At 69.4% G+C, this 20,345-nt stretch carries 13 protein-coding genes; 7 read left to right on the top strand and 6 right to left on the bottom strand.

The genetic code is table 11. From position 1 onward, the window contains the following. The first annotated feature begins 106 nt into the window (after positions 1–106). The gene (locus tag OG205_RS03745; RefSeq protein WP_330274822.1) at positions 107–2,482 is read left to right on the top strand and encodes an RICIN domain-containing protein; all 2,376 of its coding nucleotides are present in this window, start codon (positions 107–109) and stop codon (positions 2,480–2,482) included. 166 nt (positions 2,483–2,648) lie between these two features. On the opposite strand, the gene OG205_RS03740 is transcribed toward OG205_RS03745, so the two are convergent. Then, positions 2,649–4,019, bottom strand: coding sequence for a glycoside hydrolase family 6 protein (locus OG205_RS03740; RefSeq protein ID WP_330274821.1), 1,371 nt, complete (start codon positions 4,017–4,019; stop codon positions 2,649–2,651). Between the two features lie 502 nt (positions 4,020–4,521). On the opposite strand from OG205_RS03740, the gene OG205_RS03735 reads away from it, so the two are divergent. The 6 genes from OG205_RS03735 (at position 4,522) to OG205_RS03710 (ending at position 14,202) form a co-directional block, all read left to right on the top strand. Then, a complete protein-coding gene (locus OG205_RS03735; RefSeq protein ID WP_330274820.1) occupies positions 4,522–5,880 on the top strand; it encodes an endo-1,4-beta-xylanase in 1,359 nt (452 codons plus the stop codon). 76 nt (positions 5,881–5,956) lie between these two features. After that, complete coding sequence (locus OG205_RS03730; RefSeq protein ID WP_330274819.1) at positions 5,957–7,330, top strand: glycoside hydrolase family 43 protein; 1,374 nt, start codon at positions 5,957–5,959, stop codon at positions 7,328–7,330. Beyond that, positions 7,327–8,673 (top strand): extracellular catalytic domain type 1 short-chain-length polyhydroxyalkanoate depolymerase, encoded by a 1,347-nt coding sequence (locus OG205_RS03725; RefSeq protein ID WP_330274818.1) that lies wholly within the window; start codon positions 7,327–7,329, stop codon positions 8,671–8,673. Before OG205_RS03730 ends, OG205_RS03725 begins: the two co-directional genes overlap by 4 nt. Positions 8,674–8,698: 25 nt before the next feature. Next, on the top strand, positions 8,699–11,533 hold the full coding sequence (locus tag OG205_RS03720; RefSeq protein ID WP_330274817.1) for a glycosyl hydrolase family 95 catalytic domain-containing protein: 2,835 nt from the start codon (positions 8,699–8,701) through the stop codon (positions 11,531–11,533). A 45-nt stretch (positions 11,534–11,578) separates the two neighbouring features. Beyond that, positions 11,579–12,862 carry a cellulose binding domain-containing protein gene (locus tag OG205_RS03715; protein WP_330274816.1) on the top strand — a complete coding sequence of 428 codons (1,284 nt, stop codon included), beginning with the start codon at positions 11,579–11,581 and terminating at the stop codon, positions 12,860–12,862. Between the two features lie 29 nt (positions 12,863–12,891). Then, positions 12,892–14,202, top strand: a complete 1,311-nt coding sequence (locus OG205_RS03710; RefSeq protein WP_330274815.1) for a ricin-type beta-trefoil lectin domain protein — start codon at positions 12,892–12,894, stop codon at positions 14,200–14,202. A 324-nt stretch (positions 14,203–14,526) separates the two neighbouring features. Here the strand turns inward: OG205_RS03710 and mmuM are convergent, their stop codons facing one another. From mmuM to OG205_RS03685, 5 genes are all read right to left on the bottom strand, one after another. Next, positions 14,527–15,417, bottom strand: a complete 891-nt coding sequence (gene mmuM, locus OG205_RS03705) for a homocysteine S-methyltransferase (protein ID WP_330274814.1) — start codon at positions 15,415–15,417, stop codon at positions 14,527–14,529. Positions 15,418–15,601: 184 nt separating this feature from the next. After that, on the bottom strand, positions 15,602–16,627 hold the full coding sequence (locus OG205_RS03700) for a LacI family DNA-binding transcriptional regulator (RefSeq protein ID WP_330274813.1): 1,026 nt from the start codon (positions 16,625–16,627) through the stop codon (positions 15,602–15,604). Positions 16,628–16,862: 235 nt separating this feature from the next. After that, positions 16,863–18,602 carry a glycoside hydrolase family 6 protein gene (locus OG205_RS03695; protein WP_330274812.1) on the bottom strand — a complete coding sequence of 580 codons (1,740 nt, stop codon included), beginning with the start codon at positions 18,600–18,602 and terminating at the stop codon, positions 16,863–16,865. 20 nt (positions 18,603–18,622) lie between these two features. Continuing rightward, positions 18,623–19,075 (bottom strand): hypothetical protein, encoded by a 453-nt coding sequence (locus tag OG205_RS03690; protein ID WP_330274811.1) that lies wholly within the window; start codon positions 19,073–19,075, stop codon positions 18,623–18,625. Next, positions 19,075–20,340 carry a lytic polysaccharide monooxygenase gene (locus OG205_RS03685; RefSeq protein ID WP_330274810.1) on the bottom strand — a complete coding sequence of 422 codons (1,266 nt, stop codon included), beginning with the start codon at positions 20,338–20,340 and terminating at the stop codon, positions 19,075–19,077. The genes OG205_RS03690 and OG205_RS03685 overlap by 1 nt, the downstream gene beginning before the upstream one ends. Positions 20,341–20,345: the final 5 nt, after the last annotated feature.

The raw sequence follows: 20,345 nt of genomic DNA, 5'->3' as shown, positions 1-20,345 counted from the left end.
ACGTTCCCCCGGCGGGCTCGACGAACCTGACCGTCCACACAGGACACGAGCTGTCCCGTCCGCCGCAGCGGGAGAGGTGATCAGGCCACACCCACCAGGAGGTCACTTGTCCACGTCCTCGTTCCCCGCTGTGCGCGGGCGGATCGCACTCGCCGCCTCGGCCGCGGTGATCGCCGCCCTCACCCTCGCTCCCCCGGCCTCCGCGGCCACCACGACCCTGTACGCCTCTCCCTCGGGCACCGGCACGGCCTGCTCCGCCGCGGCGCCGTGCTCGTTGACCGGTGCGCAGGCCGCGGTGCGGTCCCTCAACACCTCGATGTCCGGTGACATCGTGGTGGAGCTGGCCGACGGGACCTACCGGCTCACCGCGCCGTTCCGGCTCACCGCGGCGGACTCCGGCGGCAACGGGTACCGCGTGCGCTGGCAGGCGGCACCGTCGGCGCGCCCCGTCATCAGCGGCGCCAGGGCGGTCACCGGCTGGTCGCTGGCCGACGCCGGCAAGAACGTCTGGCGGGCCAACGTCGGCACCGGTGTCGAAAGCCGCCAGCTGTACGTCAACGGCGCTATCGCCACCCGCGCGCGGACCCAGGTGAACCGCGCCGACTTCACGTTCACCGACACCGGCATGCGCTTCTCGAACGGCGCGCTGAACTACCTGAACAACCTGGCGAACCAGAACCGCGTCGAGGTCGAGAGCGTCAACTCGTTCACCGACCGCTACTCGCCGGTGCAGAGCATCGCCGGGAACTTCCTCACGATGCAACAACCCGCGTGGAACAACAACACCTTCGGCTACGACACGCTCAGCAAACCGCACCGGGCAGGGCCGCTGTACCTGGCGAACGCGTACGAGTTCCTCGACGCGCAGGGCGAGTGGTACGTCAACCCCGGCGCGGGCGCGCTCTACTACATCCCGCTCGCCGGCCAGAACATGAGCAACGTCAACGTGGAACTGCCGGTGTTGCAGTCGCTGGTCAACGTCGGCGGCACCTACGACGCCCCGGCGCGCGACATCACGTTCGGCGGCATCACCTTCACCGGTACGTCGTGGCTCGGCCCCAGCAGCAACCAGGGATTCGCCGACCAGCAGACCGGCGCCTACATGGCGGGCAACCAGAACTGGCCCGCCGACCGGATCAACTCCTGCCAGCAGGGTTGCGCGCAGTTCGAGGCGGCGCGGCCGCACTGGTCCCAGATGCCCGCGGCGGTCCAGGTCTCGGCGGCGAGCGGCATCACCTTCACCGACTCGCAGTTCGTCAACCTCGGCCAGACCGCGATCGGCATCGGCAACGACGCCAACGCGCACGCCAGCGGTGTCGGACTGGGCGCGTCCGGCATCACGATCACCAGGTCGGAGATCGCCCGCAACTCGGCGGGCGGCGTCGTGGTCGGTGGCGTGCGCGCCGACGCGCACCACCCGAGCGACCAGCGGATGGTCAACCGGGACATCACGGTCAGCCAGAACCGCATCCACGACCTCGCCGTCGAGTACCGCGGCAACGTGTCGGTGCTCAACACCTACGTCACCACGGCGACGGTGTCCCACAACGAGATCTACAACATGCCGTACTCCGGCCTGTCCCTCGGATACGGCTGGGGCGCCAACGACGCGGGCGGCAGCAACCACTACGCCAACCGCGGTCTGTACAACTACCAGCCGCGGTACTCCACGCCCACCACCGCGTCCGGCAACAAGCTCATCAACAACTACGTGCACGACGTCATGCAGCAGATGACCGACGGAGGCTGCATCTACACGCTCGGCTGGAACCCGAACGCGGAGATCAGCGGCAACCACTGCCTGCGCACCAACGGGTGGTTCGGGCTCTACTTCGACGAGGGCTCCAAGTACTACCGCGCGACCGGCAACGTCTTCTCCTCCACCGGAACCTGGGCCACCGCCAACTACTGGGGCGGCGAGAACATGGGCAACTGGACCCTCACCGGCAACTGGTCGACCAACAACAGCACCAACGTGACCAACGGCGACCGCGGCAACGTGGTCAACGGCAACGTCGTTGTCTCAGGCGGAAACTGGCCGTCCGGTGCGCAGGCCGTCATCGCCAACGCCGGACCGGGCGGCAGCGGGGGCGGTGGCCGCGAGAACGTCACGGTCGTCGGAAGCCAGTCGAGTCGCTGCCTCGACGTCGCCAACACCGGCAACAACACCCAGGCAAGGCTCTGGGACTGCAACGGTGGCGCGAACCAGCGTTGGAACCACACGGCGAGCAGGCAGCTCACCGTGCAGGGCAAGTGTCTCGACGCCAGCGGCGGAGGAACCGCCAACGGCACCGCGGCGATCCTCTGGGACTGCCACAGCGGTGTGAACCAACAGTGGAACGTCAACGCCGACGGCACCATCACCGGTGCGCAGTCGGGGCTGTGTCTCGATGCCAGCGGCAACGGCACCGCGAACGGCACGCTCATCCACCTCTGGGCCTGCCACGGCGGGACGAACCAGCAGTGGAGCCTGCGCGGCTGAGCACAGCCAGTGGTGTGGCTTGGAGGGTCACAGGGCGAGTTCGCGGTCAGACGGGTGCGTCGCGGCGCCGCGAGGCGCTCCCCTGAGCGTGAATCACCCAGCCGACCTTCCGAGTCACACCACAGGGTCCCCGCACCGGCCGGTGCGGGGACCCGTCCACGTCACCTCAGGAGCAGGCGACGCCGTTCAGCACCGCTGACGAGAACGGAGGCGTGCCACCGTTGTAGTTCGCGTTGAACCCGATGCTCAGCTGGGCGCCGGCGCCCAGCGAGCCGTTCCAGGCCGTGTTCGTCACGCGGACCTCGTCGCCCGAGTCGGTCCACGTCCCGTTCCAGCCCTGCGTGACGGACACGCCGGGAGCGGAGAACGAGAACGTCCAGCCGTTGATCGCCTGGCCGCGGTTCTCGATCACGATCTCGCCGGTGTAGCCGCCCTGCCACTGGCTGACGACGCGCTGGGTGGCCTTGCAGCCACCGCCGGGGTTGCCACCAGTCGTCGTGGTCGTTGTCGTGGTGGTCGTCGTGGTCGTGGTGATCGGGCCCGCCGCCATCGCGAGCTCGTAGGCGCGCTGCGGCACGAACTGACCGGCCTGCGCGATGCAGCCGTCCGCCTCGCCGGGCAGCTTGACCCACAGGAACGCCTCGATCTTCGAGTCGCCCGTGTTCGTCGTGCTGGGCGTGCCGATCGCGCGTCCCGCCGGGTCGCACCACTCGCTGCCGGCGGGACCGTTGCCGTTGCGGCTGGTGTCGATCACGGCCTTGAGACGGCTGTCGCCGACGGCGTTGAGCGTGGCCTTGGCGAAGTTCACCGAGTCGGACGTGGACCGGTAGTTCGACACGTTCGTCGAGATGCCGTCGGCGCTGTTGGAGATGTCCGCGCCGCGCAGCCGGTTCGCGGCCTCCGACGGGTTCAGCCACGCCGCGTGCCCGATGTCGAAGTACACCTTCGCCTGCCCGGAGCCGGACTTGAGCTTCTTGCCGGCGTAGGCCATGGACGCCTTGGTCTGGTTCTGCTGGTCCGCGTTCTGGCAGCTGGTCATCAGCGGCAGCACGTCCGGTTCGAGCACGATCGTCGCGGGACGGCCTGCCAGGCCCGCGGCCACCTCGTCCACCCACGCCCGGTAGGCCTCGTGGGAGGAGGCACCGCCGCCGCTGGCTCCTCCGCAGTCACGGTTGGGGATGTTGTAGACCACCAGGATCGGGATCTTGCCGGCGGAGGCCGCCGCGCCGACGAACGAACTGATCTCCGACCGCACCGTCGAGGTGTTGGTCGTGGTGTACCAGCGCGCCTGCGGAACCGACGCGATGCGGTCGCGGATGACCGCGGCCCGCGAGTCTCCCGGGTTCGCGGCGACCCACCTGGCGCTCGAGCTCGACGGGTCGACGTAGAACGCCGACTCGGCCGCGCTGACGTTCGTGCCGCCGCTGACCACCAGGGCGGTGATCCCGGCGACGAGAGCGCTCGCGAGCAGGCCCGCGCCCGCCGCGCGCCTGCCCGGTGCCGTCGTGTCTCCTGGGGACGGAACAGTTGCTGTCATTCAGGTCCTCGCAGCGTCGTTGCTGATGGGAAAGGGCGCGATGCATGAGAGCGCTCTCATAAGCGGCGCGCGGATCTGCGGCCGCACAGCCGAGCGCCGGCCCGGTTCGGGCCGGCATCGCGGAAAAGCGATTACGAGTTCGGGTCAACGTAGCCTCGTAACACCGTTCCGTCAATGCTAAAATTGTTAGCGCTAACTTTAGCAAAATAGAGTTTCAATACCGTTCGATGAACGTGTTCAAACGGTTTGACGTTTGCACTGGGAGCGCTCCCCTACATTCGTACGCCGATCGAGTCAACCTGGCGTCGAATTCGACAGCACCTGCTTGTGAGCGTGAACACCCGACTGCCACACTCAGGGACGGCAACAGCGGCGATGACGGGAAAGTGCACCGTCAACCACTTCACCGCTCACCGGATCCGGCCCTGGCGCACCGGTTCCGGCCAACCGTCCTGCCCATCACCACCCTGCGGTCGGGGTGTTCCTTGCGAAAGCGTGAATGATGAAACTGACATCGAGGTCAGTGTCACTGATCCCTCTCGTGGCGACAGTCGCGGCGGCGGTGCTCGGCGCCTCTCTGATCGTGACGGCCACAGCCAACGCGGCGACCACTCTCGGTGCCGCGGCAGCCCAGTCGGGCCGCTACTACGGCACCGCGGTCGCGGCGGGAAAACTCGGTGACTCGACCTACGTGAACATCCTCAACACCGAGTTCAACATGGTCACCGCCGAGAACGAGATGAAGTGGGACGCGACCGAGCCCAACCGCGGTCAGTTCAACTACTCCGGCGGCGACCGCATCCTCAACCAGGCGGTGGGCAACGGCAAGCGGGTGCGTGGGCACGCATTGCTGTGGCACCAGCAGCAGCCCGGCTGGGCCCAGGGCCTGAGCGGTTCCGACCTGCGGCAGGCCGCGATCAACCACGTCACCCAGGTCGCCACCCACTACCGGGGCAAGATCTACGCCTGGGACGTCGTCAACGAGGCGTTCGCCGACGGCGGCAGCGGCGGCCGGCGCGACTCCAACCTCCAGCGCACCGGCAACGACTGGATCGAGGCCGCGTTCCGGGCGGCCAGGGCGGCCGACCCCGCCGCGAAGCTCTGCTACAACGACTACAACACCGACGGCATCAACGCGAAGTCCACCGGCATCTACAACATGGTGCGCGACTTCAAGTCCCGCGGTGTGCCGATCGACTGCGTCGGGCTCCAGGCCCACCTGACCAACAACGCCCCGTCCGACATGCAGGCGAACATCCAGCGCTTCGCCGACCTCGGCGTCGACGTGCAGATCACCGAGCTCGACATCGCCGGTTCCAACCAGGCCAACGCCTACGGCGCGGTCACCAGGGCATGCCTGGCCGTCGCCCGCTGCACCGGCATCACCGTGTGGGGCATCCGGGACAGCGACTCGTGGCGCACCGGTGAGAACCCGCTGCTGTTCACCAGTTCCGGCGCCAAGAAGGCCGCGTACAACTCGGTGCTCGACGCGCTCAACGCGGGCGGCCCCGGTCCGACGACCACCACGACCACGACCACCACGACGACGACCACGACCACCGACCCCGTTCCGGGCGGTTGTACCGCGTCGGTGTCGCTGAACCAGTGGAACGGCGGTTTCGTCGCGACGATCAAGGTCACGGCCGGCTCCAGCGCCCTGCGCGGCTGGAGGGTCACCACCACGCTGTCGAGCGGCACGGTCACCAGTTCGTGGAGTGCCAACGGAAGCGGCACCAGCGGAACAGTCAACTGGACCAACGTGGACTACAACGCCAACGTGCCCGCGGGCCAGTCCACCGAGTTCGGCTTCCAGGGCAACGGCAGCGGATCAGGACTGAACCCGTCCTGCGCCGCGAGCTGACTCCCGCACCACCGACCGGCAAGCTCCGGCGGACGAGCGATCGTCCGCCGGAGCGGCCCTGCCCCGGGAGACGACAATGGTCACGAGAAGAAGGTTCTGGACGAGCATCGCCCTGGTGGTGGGCACGATCCTGACGGTGGTCTCGCCGGTGAGAGCGGACAACCCGATCGTGCAGCACATCTACACCGCCGACCCCGCACCGTTGGTCCACAACGGACGGGTCTACCTCTACACCGGGCACGACGAGGACGGCTCGACCTGGTTCACCATGAAGGAGTGGCGGGTCTGGTCCTCGGCCGACATGGTGAACTGGACCGACCACGGCTCTCCCCTGAACATCGCCTCGTTCAGCTGGGCGAAGCAGGACGCGTGGGCTGGGCAGGCCGTGGAACGCAACGGGAAGTTCTACTGGTACGTCCCCGTGGTCACGAAGTCCACCGGACGTCCGGCCATCGGAGTCGCCGTCGCCGACAGCCCCACCGGCCCGTTCCGCGACGCTCTCGGCCGTCCCCTGGTGGAGAACGGCGAGATCGACCCCACGGTCATGATCGACGACGGCGGCCAGGCGTACCTGTACTGGGGCAACCCCAACCTCTCCTACGTCCGCCTCAACACCGACATGATCTCCTACTCCGGCGGCGTCAACAGGATCCAGCTCACCACGGCGGGCTTCGGCACCCGTACTGGCGACCCGAACCGGCCCACCCTCTACGAGGAGGGTCCCTGGGTCTACAAGCGCAACGGCCTGTACTACAACGTCTACGCAGCCAAGTGCTGCTCGGAGTTCATCGCCTACTCCACCTCCCCCGGACCGACGGGGCCGTGGACCTACCGCGGCACGGTGATGTCCACGCAGGGCAGCAGTTTCACCAACCACCCCGGCATCATCGACTTCAAGGGCAGCTCGTACTTCTTCTACCACAACGGCGCCCTGCCCGGCGGTGGCGGCTTCACCCGCTCCGTCGCCGTCGAGAAGTTCACCTACAACGCCGACGGCACCATCCCGTCCCTCACCATGACGACGGCCGGCCCACCGGCGGCGGACACTCTCAACCCCTATGCACGGCAGGAAGCCGAGACCATCGCGTGGGGCAACGGCATCGAGACCGAGGCCTCCAGCGAAGGCGGCATGAACGTCGGCTTCATCAACAACGGTGACAACATCAAGGTGAAGAACGTCGCGTTCGGCAACGGCGCCTCGACGTTCACCGCCCGCGTCTCGTCGACCGTGGCGGGAAGCTCCGTCGAGGTGCGCAGCGGCAGCCCGACCGGTGCTCTCGCGGGCAGTTGCTCCGTGCCCAACACCGGCGGCTGGCAGACCTGGACCACGGTCTCCTGCCAGGTGAACGGGCTGACCGGTACGCGTGACCTCTACCTGAGGTTCAGCGGTGGCAGCGGTTACCTGCTCAACATGAACTGGTGGCAGTTCACCGGGGGGAGCTCATCATGAGCAATGCGAACTCCAACGGCCGGACGGGCCTCGACGGGCTCGGTCTCGTCGGCATCATCGCGGCCGTGCTGGTGCTGATCGCGGCGGTCGCGCTCTCACTGGTGCCCCAGCCGGCCCAGGCCGCGTCCCTGGTGCGGGTCACGAACTTCGGCACGAACCCGACCGGCCTGAACATGTACGTCTACGCACCCGACCGGCTCGCGGAACGCCCCGCGCTGCTCGTGATGGTGCACTACTGCACCGGTTCCGCGAGCGCGGTGCACAACGGCGGCGGGCGCGACTACGTCACCGCCGCGGACCGCAACGGGTACGTGATCATCTATCCCGAGGCGACGCGGGACGGGCACTGCTTCGACGTGTCGACCCAGAACGCGTTGCGCCGCAACGGAGGCAGCGACTCCACCGGAATCATGTCGATGGTGTCGTACGCTCGCCAGCGCTACAACGTGGACCCGGAGCGCATCGTCGTCTCCGGCATCTCGTCCGGCGCGATGATGACCAACGTGCTGGCCGCCGAGTACCCGGACGTGTTCAGCGCCGGCGCGGCGTTCGCCGGTGTTCCGGCGGGCTGCTTCGCGACGACGGACGGGTCGATGTGGAACAGCCAGTGCTCCGGCGGGAACCTGCTGAAGACCCCGCAGCAGTGGGGCGATCAGGCGAGGGCGATGTACCCCGGCTACACCGGGCGCTACCCGCGGATGCAGTTGTGGCACGGCACCGCCGACACCACGCTGGCGTACCCGAACTTCGGTGAGGCGCTCGACCAGTGGACGAACCTGCACGGGGTGAGCAGGACACCGACGTTCACCGACCAGCCCCAGTCGAACTGGACCCGCACCCGTTACGGCACCGGCACGCCGGCCGTCGTCGAGGGGATCAGCGCCCAGGGCACCGGCCACGACGTGCCGACCGCGGGAATGGTCGCGCAGGCCATCACCTTCCTCGGCCTGGACCGACCGCCGACGACAACAACGACCACTACCACCACGACGACGACCACCACCACGACCACGCCGCCGCCGTCCCAGGGCTGCTCGGTCAAGGTCGTCGTCAACGCCTGGAACACCGGCCTGACCGAGACGATCACCATCACCAACACGTCCTCGGCACCGGTGAACGGCTGGACGCTGCAGTTCACGTTGCCCGGCGGGCAGACCGTCACGGGCGGCTGGAGCGCCACCTACTCCCCCGCCACCGGCCAGGTGACGGCCAGGAACGTGGACTACAACGCGCAGATCCAGCCCTCGGCCCAGGTGTCGATCGGCTTCCAGGCCACGCACACGGGAAACAGCGCACCCGCGGACGGCTTCACGCTCAACGGCGTGCGTTGCACCGTGGCCTGACCGCGCACACCACTGGAGGACCGGCATGTCCGAACTGAACCGCCGGCAGCTCATGAAGCTCGGCGCAGGTGTCGCTCTGACGCAGGCGGGGTGGATCGCGAGCCCCGCCTCGGCGGACGTGCGCGCACCCAACGACCTCTCGCTGTGGTACGGCGGACCCGCCGGGAGCGACTGGTTGCGCGCACTTCCGATCGGTAACGGGCGCCTGGGCGCGATGGTGTTCGGCAACACCGACACCGAACGCCTTCAGCTCAACGAGGACACGGTCTGGGCGGGCGGGCCGCACGACTACACCAACCCGCGCGGCGCCGGGGCTCTCGCCGAGATCCGGCGGCTCGTGTTCGCCGGCCAGTGGACGCAGGCGCAGTCGCTGATCGACCAGACCATGCTCGGCAGTCCCGCCGGGCAGCTGGCCTACCAGCCGGTCGGCGACCTGCGCCTGACGTTCCCCTCCGCGACCGCGTCGTCCTACCAGCGGTCGCTCGACCTCACCACGGCGACGACGGTGGTGACCTACACGGCGAACAACGTGCGCTACCAGCGCGAGGTGTTCGCCAGCGCGCCGGACCAGGTGATCGTGATGCGCCTGACGGCCCAGACGCCCGGCTCGATCTCGTTCACCGCGTCGTTCGGCTCACCTCAGCGCACGACCACGTCCACAGTGGACGGAACGACGATCGGGCTGGACGGGATCTCCGGCACGCAACGCGGCATCGCGGGCACCGTCCGGTTCCTCGCGCTCGCCAGGGCGGTCACCGAGGGCGGCACCGTCAGCAGCTCCGGCGGGACGTTGCGCGTCACCGGTGCGAACGCGGTGACGGTGCTGATCTCCATCGGCAGCGGCTACGTGGACTTCCGCACGGTCAACGGGGACTACCAGGGCATCGCCCGCTCGCGTCTGAACGCGGTGCAGGGCACCGGTTTCGACACCCTGCGGGCCCGGCACGTCGCGGACTACCAGGCGTTGTTCGGGCGCGTGTCGCTCGACCTCGGGCGGACGGCGGCGGCCGACCAGCCGACCGACGTCCGGATCTCCCGGCACGCGAGCACGAACGATCCGCAGTTCGCGGCGCTGCTCTTCCAGTACGGCCGCTACCTGCTGATCTCGTCGTCGCGCCCCGGCACGCAACCGGCGAACCTGCAGGGCATCTGGAACGACCAGATGGCGCCGTCGTGGGACTCGAAGTACACCATCAACGCGAACCTGCCGATGAACTACTGGCCGGCGGACACCACCAACCTCGGCGAGTGCCTCCAGCCGGTGTTCCGCATGATCAACGACCTGACCGTCACCGGGGCCCGCACCGCGCAGTTGCAGTACAACGCGCGCGGCTGGGTCACCCACCACAACACGGACGCCTGGCGCGGTTCCTCGGTCGTCGACTTCGCCGCGGCGGGCATGTGGCAGACCGGCGGGGCGTGGCTCTCGACGCTGGTCTGGGACCACTACCTGTTCACCGGCGACCTCGAGTTCCTGCGCACGTACTACCCGGCGGTGAAGGGGTGCGCGCAGTTCTTCCTGGACACGCTCGTCACCGAACCGAGCCTCGGCAACCTCGTCACCAACCCGTCGAACTCGCCGGAACTCAACCACCACACGAACGCCAGCGTCTGCGCCGGGCCGACGATGGACATGCAGATCCTGCGCGACCTGTTCGACGGCTGCGCGAGCGCCTCCGAGGTGCTCGGCGTCGACGCCGACTTCCGCACCCAGGTGCGCACCGCGCGGCAGCGGCTGGCGCCGACGAGGGTCGGGTCGCGGGGCAACGTGATGGAGTGGCTGTACGACTGGACCGAGACCGAGCGCAACCACCGGCACGTCTCGCACCTCTACGGACTGCACCCGAGCAACCAGATCACCAAGCGCGGCACTCCCCAGCTGCACGCAGCGGCCCTGCGCACCCTGGAACTGCGCGGTGACGCGGGCACCGGGTGGTCGCTCGCCTGGAAGATCAATTTCTGGGCGCGGCTGGAGGAGGGTGCCAGGGCGCACGACCTGCTCCGGTCGCTGGTGACGACCGACCGCCTCGCGCCCAACATGTTCGACCTGCACCCGCCGTTCCAGATCGACGGCAACTTCGGCGCCACCTCCGGCGTCGCGGAAATGCTGCTGCACAGCCACAACGGCGAACTGCACGTGCTGCCCGCGCTGCCACCGGCCTGGTCCGCGGGCAGCTTCACGGGGCTGCGCGGACGTGGTGGGCACACCGTCGGCGCGACCTGGGGGGCCGACGGCGCCACCACCCTGTCCGTGACGCCGGACCGGGACGGCACCGTGAGGATCCGCAACCGGGTCTTCGCCGGCACGTTCGAGCTGCGCGACACGACGAGCGGCGCCTTGGTGGAGCACACCAAACCGGAAGCCGACGTCATCACGTTCTCCGTCCAACGTGGACACACCTATCGCGTGACGGGCCAGGCCTCGGGTCCGGGGGTGCGCCCTGGCGTCTACTACCGGCTCGTCGCACGGCACAGCGGGAAGTACGCCGACGTCAGCGGTGGGTCCACGGCGGCAGGAGCCTTGCTGCAGCAGTGGTCCGCGACCAGCGGGCTGAACCAGCAGTTCGACTTCCTCGACTCCGGCAGCGGCTACTACCGCGTCCGGGCCCGGCACAGCGGGCTGGTGCTCCAGGTCGCGAGCTCCAGCAGCGGCGCGGACATCACCCAGCAGCCCGACACCGGTGCGACGAGCCAGCAGTGGCAGGTGACCGACCACGGCGGTGGCGTGATCAGCCTCGTCAACCGCCAGAGCGGGCTCGCCGTGGACGTCTGGGAGGCGTCGGCCGCCGACGGCGCCCGGCTGTCCCAGTGGAGTCCGACCGGCTCCACCAACCAGCGGTTCCAACTCCAGCAAGCCTGACGAGCGAAGGGACGACGATGTTCCACCTGCACAAGGGGTTCTGCCATGTCGCGGCATAGGTCCGTGCTCGCGGCGGCCGTCGCGAGCGCCGTGGCCTTCCTGGGCGCGGCGGGCATCGCGCTGGGCGGCCAGGCCGCCGGGGAGACCGGCACGGCGGCGACGGCGGGGTGCGGCAAGCCACCGGCGCTGACGAGCGGCCAGCACACGATCAACAGCGGTGGCCAGAACCGCTCGTACATCCTGCGGCTGCCGACCAACTACGACAGCAACCGCCAGTACCGGCTGTTCGTGGGCTTCCACTGGCGGGGCGGCACCGCGAACGACGTCGACTCCGGTGGCACCGACGGCTACAACTGGTCCTACTACGGGTTGCGGCGGCTCGCCGACGCGGAGAACAACGGCACGATCTTCGTGGCGCCGCAGGGCAACGGCAACGGCTGGGCCAACCCCGGCGGCCAGGACCTGAGGTTCGTCGACGACCTGGTCAGCCTCCTCGACAACGGGCTGTGCGTCGACACGACCCAGCGGTTCGCCGGTGGCTTCAGCTACGGCGGCGGCATGTCGTACGCGGTGGCCTGTGCCCGCGCCAACGTCTTCCGCGCCGTGGTCGCCTACTCGGGCGCGCAGCTCAGCGGTTGCGACGGCGGCAACCAGCCCATCGGGTACATGGGCATCCACGGTGTGAGCGACAACGTGCTCGGCATCGGACTGGGCCGCGGCCTGCGCGACACGTTCGTGCGCAACAACGGCTGCACCCCGCAGAACGCTCCCGAGCCCGCTGCGGGCAGTCGCCGGCACATCGTCACGAACTACAGCGGCTGCCGGGCGGGGTATCCCGTGGTGTGGGCCGCGTTCGACGGCGGCCACACGCCGGGTCCGATCGACTCGGGCGGCGACGGCTGGCGGACCTGGACGTCCGGTGAGGCGTGGAAGTTCCTCACCCAGTTCGCGGGCGGCGGCGGCCCGACGAGCACCACCACGACGACCACGACCACCCCGCCTCCCGGCGGCGCGGCCTGCCGCGTCGGCAACGTGATCAGCGCCTGGAACAACGGCCTGACTTCGAACATCACCATCACCAACACCGGTTCCTCACCGATCAGCGGATGGTCGCTGGTCTTCACCCTGCCCGGCGGGCAGACCATCACGTCCGGCTGGAGCGCCACCTACTCCCCCAGTTCCGGGCAGGTGACCGCGAAGAACGTCCAGTACAACGGCGACATCGCGCCGAACGCGTCGATCACCGTCGGCTTCCAGGCCACGCACACCGGCAACAACTCGGCGCCGGCCTCGTACAGCCTCAACGGCAACGCGTGCTCAGTCGCCTGACCGTCACTACAGGGAGCGCGAACAAACCCATGCACCAGCACAAGAAGTGGTGGCTCACCGCGGTGGCCGTCGCCGCACTCGTCCTCTCCGGCGTCAGCATCGGCACCGCCGCCGCCGACCAGCAGACACCTCTCGCCGCCGGTTCCCCGGCGCCTCTTGCCGCGACCCCTGGCTGCGGCAAGGCCCCGACGCTGCGCAGCGGCACGCAGACGATCCAGAGCGGGGGCAAGAGCCGGTCGTTCGTCCTGAGCGTCCCGGACAACTACGACAACACCCGGCAGTACCGCCTGGTCTTCGGCTTCCACTGGTGGGGCGGCACGATGAACGACGTCGCCTCCGGCGGGAGCGACGGCGACGTCTACGCCCACTACGGACTCCGGCGGCTGGCGAACAACAGCGCGATCTTCGTGGCACCGCAGGGCATCGGCAACGGCTGGGCCAACTCCGGCGGCGAGGACGTCACGTTCGTCGACGACATGCGCAGCCGGATCGAGAACGACCTCTGCGTCGACACGACGCAGCGCTTCGCTCTCGGCTTCAGCTACGGCGGCGCGATGAGCATCTCGCTCGCGTGCTCGCGGCCGACCGTCTTCCGCGCGATCGCCGCCATCGCGAGCCCCGGCGAGATCAGCGGATGCGCGGGCGGCACCGCGCCCGTCGCGTTCATGGGGATCCACGGCAACGGCGACAACCTCGGCTCCGGCCGCGGCCAGCGGGACAGGTGGGTGCGCAACAACGGCTGCCAGTCCCAGAACGCACCGGAACCGGCGGCAGGCAGCCGGACGCACATCACCACCACCTACGCGGGCTGCCGGGCCGGGTACCCGGTGGTGTGGGCGCCCTTCGACGGAGGCCACCAGCAGGGACCGGTGGACGGCTGCGCCGGTTGTGAGAGCGGAGCCCGCAGCTGGGTGAAGACCGAGGTCTGGAAGTTCTTCACCGGCGACACCACTCCCGCACCGACCACGTTCCGGCTGCGCGGCGAGGCCTCGGGCCGTTGCCTGGACGTCAGCGGCGCCGGCACGACCAACGGCTCCCCGATGGTCGTGTGGGACTGCCACACCAACGCCAACCAGCAGTTCACCCGCACCGGCCAGACCCTGCAGGTCCTGGGCAAGTGCCTGGACGCCCCCGCCAACGCCACGGCGGGCACCGCGGTACGCCTCTGGGACTGCCAGGGCGGCACGAACCAGCAGTGGAACGTCAACACCAACGGCACGATAGGCAACGCCCAGACCGGGCTGTGCCTGGACGTCAACGGCGCCGGCACCGCCAACGGCACGGCCGCGATCGTGTGGACCTGCCACTCGGGCGCGAACCAGCGCTGGTCGCAGGTGTAGGCCGCGTCCCGCGGCTTCGTTCGACGTGACTCACGGGCGAGAGGCCCGGAGGCGGTGCCGCCGAGACGACCTCATACGGGCGTGTCCGGTCGTTTCGGCGGTGCCGCCGCCGGGTCCCTCGCCCGTGGCCGTCGCGGACGAGGCCCGTGGGACGTCGCTCGGCCGCTCGGAGGGCTTTCGCCGACCTGGAGCCGGCGGAAGCCCTCTCACCGTGAGCACCTGCGCCAGATCCCGTTCAGCACCAACGCGAACGAGATCCACGGGCCGTTCTTCTGCCGAACGAGGGGCTTTCGCCGGACTGAACCCGGCGGAAATCCGCTCACCTCAGCGCCGCAAGCCCTCCGCCAGCACCGCGATCGCGTCCGGACCGGTCCGGCAGCACCCGCCCACCAGCCGGGCACCACCGTCGACCCACCCCTCGGCCCGAGCGGCGAAGCCGGCACCGTCACCCGACCACGACCGCGCCGCCGCGTCCCACTGCTCGCCGCTGTTCGGGTACACCACGACCGGCAGCCCGCTCACCCGGCCCGCCACGGCGACCGCGTCCGCCACGTCCTCCGGTGCGCAGCAGTTCACGCCGACGGCGATGACCTCGTCCACTCCGGCCGCGACCGCGAACGCCTCCTCGAGCGGCTGGCCCGCGCAGGTCCGGTCGCCGCGCACGGTGTAGGAGAGCCAGACCGGCACCCCGCTGCCGCGCACCACCTCCAGCACGGCCTCGGCCTCGTCGACGTCGGGAATCGTCTCGATCGCGAGCACGTCCGGGCCCGCCTCGCAGAGCGTCGAGATGCGAGGGGCGTGGAAGCTGATCAGTTCCTGCCGGCTCAGGCCGTAGCGGCCGCGGTACTCCGAGCCGTCCGCGAGCACCGCGCCGTACGGGCCGACCGACGCCGCCACCCAGCGCGGTCCGTCCACTTCGGACGCGGCGGAGCGGGCGAGCTCCACGCTGGACCGCAGCAGCCGCGCCGTCTCCGCCTCGCTGATGCCGCGGCGGGCGAAGCCCGAGAAGCTCGCCTGGTAGCTCGCGGTGATGACGACCTCGGCGCCCGCCCGGTAGTAGGCGAGGTGCGCGGCGCGCACGGCGTCCTGGTCGGTGAGCAGCAGCCGGGCCGACCAGAGCTCGTCGGACAGGTCGTGCCCGGCGAGCTCCAGGGCCGTCGACATCCCGCCGTCGAGCACGACCGCCCTGTGTGCCAAAGCCTCTGCCAGTTCCATCCCGGCGAGTCTACGGACGCCGGAACGATGGGGAGGGGTGCGCGACGGCCGCTCCGCCGTGGTGTCGCGCACCCCTCCAGGACGATCTTCGGGGGCCTCCGCGTGTGCGCGCCGCATTTCCGCACGCGCGGAGGCCGTCCCAGTGACCGCCCGTCTTCGTCCCGATCCGCCGATGGCGGACCGGTCAGCCTGTCGCGCCGCGGTGGGTGGCGTGGTCCGGCGTGCTCGCCCGGCGGGAAAGCCTGGGCGGCAACAACATCAGCGGTGGCGGCTGCTTGCCCTCCAGCTTGGCGACGAGCAGGTCGACGGCGTGCCTGCCCAGCTCCTCCGCGGGCAGGCGCACCGAGGTGAGCAGCGGTGACGTCTGCTCGGCCAGCTCGTCCGGGCAGATCGCGACCACCGCCACGTCGCCGGGGACCTGCCGGCCGGCCGCGCGCAGGCAGGTGGTGATCCAGCCGAGCGCCGCCTCGTTGTGCACCACCAGCGCCGTCATCGACGGGTGTGCGCGGATCAGGGCCTTGGTCGCCCTGAGCACCGAGTCGTGGTCACCCTCGACGGCGAGTGCGGTCGCGGCGACCCCCCTGCGCATGGCGGCCGCGCTGAAGCCGTTCATGGTGCGGTGGGCGAAGCCGGTGCTGCGCCGGTAGACGGCGCTCGGCGCGCCGAGGAAACCGATGGAGCGGTGGCCCAGGTCGGCGAGGTGGTCGACGCACTTCGCGCCCGCGGCCTCGAAGTCCAGGTCCACGCAGGTCAGTCCGCGCGCGGCCGCCGGGTGTCCGATGAGGACGGACGGTTTGGACAGCTGCCGCAGCAGCGGCACGCGGTCGTCGTCCATCTCCACGTCCATCACGAGGAAACCGTCGACCTGGGCGCTGTTCGCGGCTCGGCGCAGACCCGCCGCGCCGTCGTCCGCGGTCATGAGCAGCAGGTCCATGTCGTAACGGCGCGCGGTCGTCACCGCGGCGGTGACGAAGCGCATCACCGCGGGCAGGTGGGTGCCCGCCCGCAGCGGGAGCACCAGCCCGATCACGTTCGTCCGGCCCGCCGACATGGTGCGGTCCGAGGCGTGCGGCTGGTAGCCCAACGCCCTGATGCTCTCGCGGACTCTCGACTTCGTGTCCGCGGAGATCGACCGCTTGCCCGTGAGGACGTAGGAGACCGTGCTCGGGGCTACCCCGGCGTGCCTTGCGACGTCCGCGATGGTGACCACACAGCCTCCTTTCGCGCTTGCGCTCAGTGAGCGTGTCGACACCATAGGGAGCACCTTCTGATGACATCAAGGGTTATGTGTGCGTTAACATTGCGCAATTCGGGTGGTCCAGACGAATTCCGCACTGTCTGGAAACTTGCCCGACAGAAACCGAGACCAGGTAGGAAGAGCGCGCCCACACGGCGCGGCCCCGAACGACAGGGCCGGCCGCATGGGCACGTTCACATCCAGTTGCTCACAGCGCCGGGTAGGCGTTGCGCATGAGCTCCTGGAACTGGGCGGAGAACCACTTGCCGGAAATCGGGGCGTTCCCCAGCGCTCCGGACATGTTGTTGCCGTTGCGCACGTTCCCGGTGTAGGTCGGGTCGCACATCCGGTCGAAGCCCTTGCCCTCGTTGTTCGGGATCTCCTCGCTCGCGCCGTCGGACTCGCCCGGGGGCTTCACCCACACGTACGCGTCGATGCCCGACTCCGGTGCCGCCTTCGGGCGCTCACCGAGGCCCGCACCCGACTGGTTGCACCAGTTGCCGAGGTGGATGCGGCGGTCCAGCTTGCCGCCGTTGACGTACGCGTCGACGCCGGTCGTCGGGCCGGGACCCGTCGGCCGGGCGCTGCCGCCCCAGCCGTTGCGGCTGGTGTCGATCAGCATGCCGACGTTCGCGTCGAAGCCCGCCTGCACGGCCCGCTGCCGGAACGCCTGCGCGTAGGACAGCTCGTCGACGTAGCGGTTCCAGTCCACCCACTTCGACTGGCGCACGGAAGTACCGTTCACCGAGTCCTCGATCTTGAAGTAGGGCTCCTTCAACGCGCCGTAGTTCGCGGTGTTGGCGATGAAGCCCTGGACGTTCGCCTTCGTGCTGCCGGAGGCGTTCGCCGCCTGGAACAGCAGGTCGGCGGTGGCGCCGAAGTTGTCGTCCCAGCCGATCCAGCCGTGGTGGCCGATGTCGAGGTAGTTGTAGGTGTTCGGCACGGCACCCAGCTTCGCGAGCGCGTAGCCGACACCGGTGACGTAGTTGCCGTTCGCCTTCATCACGTCGCACGCCGCCACGGCGGTCGGCCGCGGGGTCACGTTGGTGACCAGGTTCGGCAGCGAGTCGATCTCCACCGTCGTGACGATCCGCAGGCCGGCGTACGCGGGCCTGGCGAGGATCGACGCGATCGGGTCGATGTACTCCGACTTGTAGCGGTCGATCTCCGTCGCCTTGAGCTCACCGTTGGAGGCGAGCGCCGAGCAGTCACGACCGGGCAGGTTGTAGATCACCAGCTGGATGACGAGTGGTGAGCCCGCCGCCTGGCGCACCGCCTCGTCCAGGTGTCCGACCAGACCGCGGGAGTCGGCCGTCCCGGCGATCGCCGCGATGCGGTCCAGCCACACCGCCGTCGGCTGGTTCGCGACCCGGCTGCCGCCCGCCTCGGCGTTCGCCTTGGCCGCCCAGTCCGGGTTGATGTACTGCTTCGCGCCCACGTAAGCGTTGTCGACGCGGCTGCCGGGGTCCGGGTTGCCACTCGTCGTCGTGGTGGTCGTGGTCGTCGTGGTGGTGGTCGTCGGCGCACCGGTGCACACCGTGCCGTTCAGGGTGAACGTCGTCGGGTTGACGTCACCGCTGGCGGCACCGGAGCCGTTGAAGCCGATGTCGATGGACGCGTTGGTGCCCAGGCTCCCGTTCCACGACATGCTCGCCGCCGTCACGTTCGCGCCGGACTGCGTCCAGTTCGCACTCCAGCCCTGCGCCACGCGCTGGCTGCCGGGCAACGCGAACTTCAGCGTCCAGCCGCCCGTCACCGCGTCGCCGAGATTGGTGATCTTCACCGAGGCGCCGAACCCTCCGCCGCCCCAGTTGTTCGCCGTGTAGTCGACACGGCAGCCGGGTGCGGCGCCCGCGGGAGGCGCGGTCAGCGCCACCGCGATCGTCGCCGCGGTGGTGGCGACCACGACTCCCGTCGCGGCCCACCGCCTCTGTCCGTTGAGCTTCATTGCTCCGGATCTCCTGTCTTTCAATGGTGTTTGATCTCCATGAGCGAACACGCCGTGGGCGTGCACTCAAGTCTTTTGAGGCCGAGGTACTCCATGCCGATCGAGCCGGTGAGCGCGAAACCGTCCCCGAAGGCGAGGTCCGGGTCGCCCCGGACCTCGCCGTTCGCGAGCGCCGTCCGCCAGGCCTGTTCCAGGCCCGGCTTCAGGACCAGCAGCCCGAGCCGCTCGTAAGGCGGCTTGGCGCAGGTCCCCCACTCCGCGATGAACGGCGCGTAGACCTTCGACCGCACCGGACCTGCGAAGTCGGTGAAGTCGTCGTCCCGCTCGACGGTCGCGCACTCGTCGGTCAGGTCGTTCAGCCATGCCGCGATGCCGTCGACGCCCTTGCTGAGATCTGGGGTGGGTTCGGCGCGTCCTACGAGGAGGGCGAACGCGACCGAACCCACCACCAGGAGGGCGACCAGGGCCCTCATCACCGGATGGCGCACGCGGATCCGTTGAGCGTGAAGGACGTCGGATCAGCCGGTGTGGACGTCGTCGTGGCGTTGAACCCGAACGTGACCGAACCTCCGGCCGGGATGTCCGCGTTGTACGACACGCCCTTCGCGGTCGCCTGCCCGCTCGCGACGGCGACCGTCGACGACCAGGCCTGCGAGAGCTGTTGTCCGGAAGGGAAGTCCCACACGAGCTGCCACGCGCTGATCGCGCTGGTGCCGCTGTTCGACACCGTCACGTTCGCGGTGAATCCGCCGTTCCACGTGCTCGGCCGCGAGTACGCCACCGAACAGGAACCGATGCTGCCACCACTCGATGTTCTGACCGCGACGGCCGACGACGCCGAGGAGGCGTTGCCCGCCGAGTCCGTCGCGACCACCGTCAGCGAGTACTGGGTGTCCGCGGTCAGACCCGTGACGGTCACCGAGTTCGTCGCGGAGGTCGCGACCACCTGGCTGCCGTTGTAGACGCGGTAGCCCGTCACGCCGATGTTGTCGGTCGACGCGCTCCAGTCCAGTTTCACCGTGCTGCTGGTGACGCTGGACGCGACAGGGGTGCCGGGCGACGACGGCGCGGTGGTGTCGGGCGTGCCGCTGCCGCCGCCGAACACGACGTCCGAGCAGCTGTAGAACGCCTCCGGGCTGTCCGAACGCTGCCAGAGCGAGTAGATGACGTGCCGGCCGGACTTGTTGGGCAGCCGGGCCTGCCAGGCGTACTCGCCGTTCGCCAGCGGCGGGTTCGTCACCTTGTCGAACGGTGCCGACTCCAGGTCGGACCACTTGAGCGGCTTCGTCACGTCGAAGCCGTCCTTGGTGACGTACTGCTCCCACGTGCCGGGGTGCGGCGCCCATGCGTTGTACCGGAAGGTGACCGAGCTGTTCGCCTGCACCTGAGTCGTGGGCCAGTCGGCGCGCGTCAGGTTGTAGGCGGCGTACTTCGTGGTGGGGCCGCAGAGGTTGCCGTCGGGGATGATCTCCCGGTGACGCCCGGCGGCGTTGCTGATCAGGTTGCCGAACCAGTCCCACAACGGTTGCTTCCCGCCCTGGGCCACCGCCGCGGCGCACGCGGGGTTGGTGGGCTGGATGTCGCCGCCACCGCTACCGGCGCGGCCGTCCTCGTAGCAGAGGTAGGTGCGGCTGCCGGGCCAGACCATCGACCCGTGCGCGACCGCCGTGCCACCGGTCTGCACCAACAAGGCGCCGACCGCGGCTGCGACCGCCAGCAGAGCTATGCGTTTCCTCATCTCGG

It is taken from the genome of Lentzea sp. NBC_00516, assembly GCF_036346835.1.
Lineage (GTDB): Bacteria > Actinomycetota > Actinomycetes > Mycobacteriales > Pseudonocardiaceae > Lentzea > Lentzea sokolovensis.
The sequence above is the reverse complement of the archived record's forward strand: the minus strand, read 5'-3'. Positions and strand labels throughout refer to the sequence as shown.

What these genes read in the sequence shown, in the direction of transcription:
- OG205_RS03740 (WP_330274821.1), bottom strand. Translation starts at nt 4,019, where the DNA reads ATGACAGCAACTGTTCCGTCCCCAGGAGACACGACGGCACCGGGCAGG.
- OG205_RS03735 (WP_330274820.1), top strand. Translation starts at nt 4,522, where the DNA reads ATGAAACTGACATCGAGGTCAGTGTCACTGATCCCTCTCGTGGCGACA.
- OG205_RS03730 (WP_330274819.1), top strand. Translation starts at nt 5,957, where the DNA reads ATGGTCACGAGAAGAAGGTTCTGGACGAGCATCGCCCTGGTGGTGGGC.
- OG205_RS03725 (WP_330274818.1), top strand. Translation starts at nt 7,327, where the DNA reads ATGAGCAATGCGAACTCCAACGGCCGGACGGGCCTCGACGGGCTCGGT.
- OG205_RS03720 (WP_330274817.1), top strand. Translation starts at nt 8,699, where the DNA reads ATGTCCGAACTGAACCGCCGGCAGCTCATGAAGCTCGGCGCAGGTGTC.
- OG205_RS03715 (WP_330274816.1), top strand. Translation starts at nt 11,579, where the DNA reads ATGTCGCGGCATAGGTCCGTGCTCGCGGCGGCCGTCGCGAGCGCCGTG.
- OG205_RS03710 (WP_330274815.1), top strand. Translation starts at nt 12,892, where the DNA reads ATGCACCAGCACAAGAAGTGGTGGCTCACCGCGGTGGCCGTCGCCGCA.
- mmuM (WP_330274814.1), bottom strand. Translation starts at nt 15,417, where the DNA reads ATGGAACTGGCAGAGGCTTTGGCACACAGGGCGGTCGTGCTCGACGGC.
- OG205_RS03695 (WP_330274812.1), bottom strand. Translation starts at nt 18,602, where the DNA reads ATGAAGCTCAACGGACAGAGGCGGTGGGCCGCGACGGGAGTCGTGGTC.
- OG205_RS03690 (WP_330274811.1), bottom strand. Translation starts at nt 19,075, where the DNA reads ATGAGGGCCCTGGTCGCCCTCCTGGTGGTGGGTTCGGTCGCGTTCGCC.
- OG205_RS03685 (WP_330274810.1), bottom strand. Translation starts at nt 20,340, where the DNA reads ATGAGGAAACGCATAGCTCTGCTGGCGGTCGCAGCCGCGGTCGGCGCC.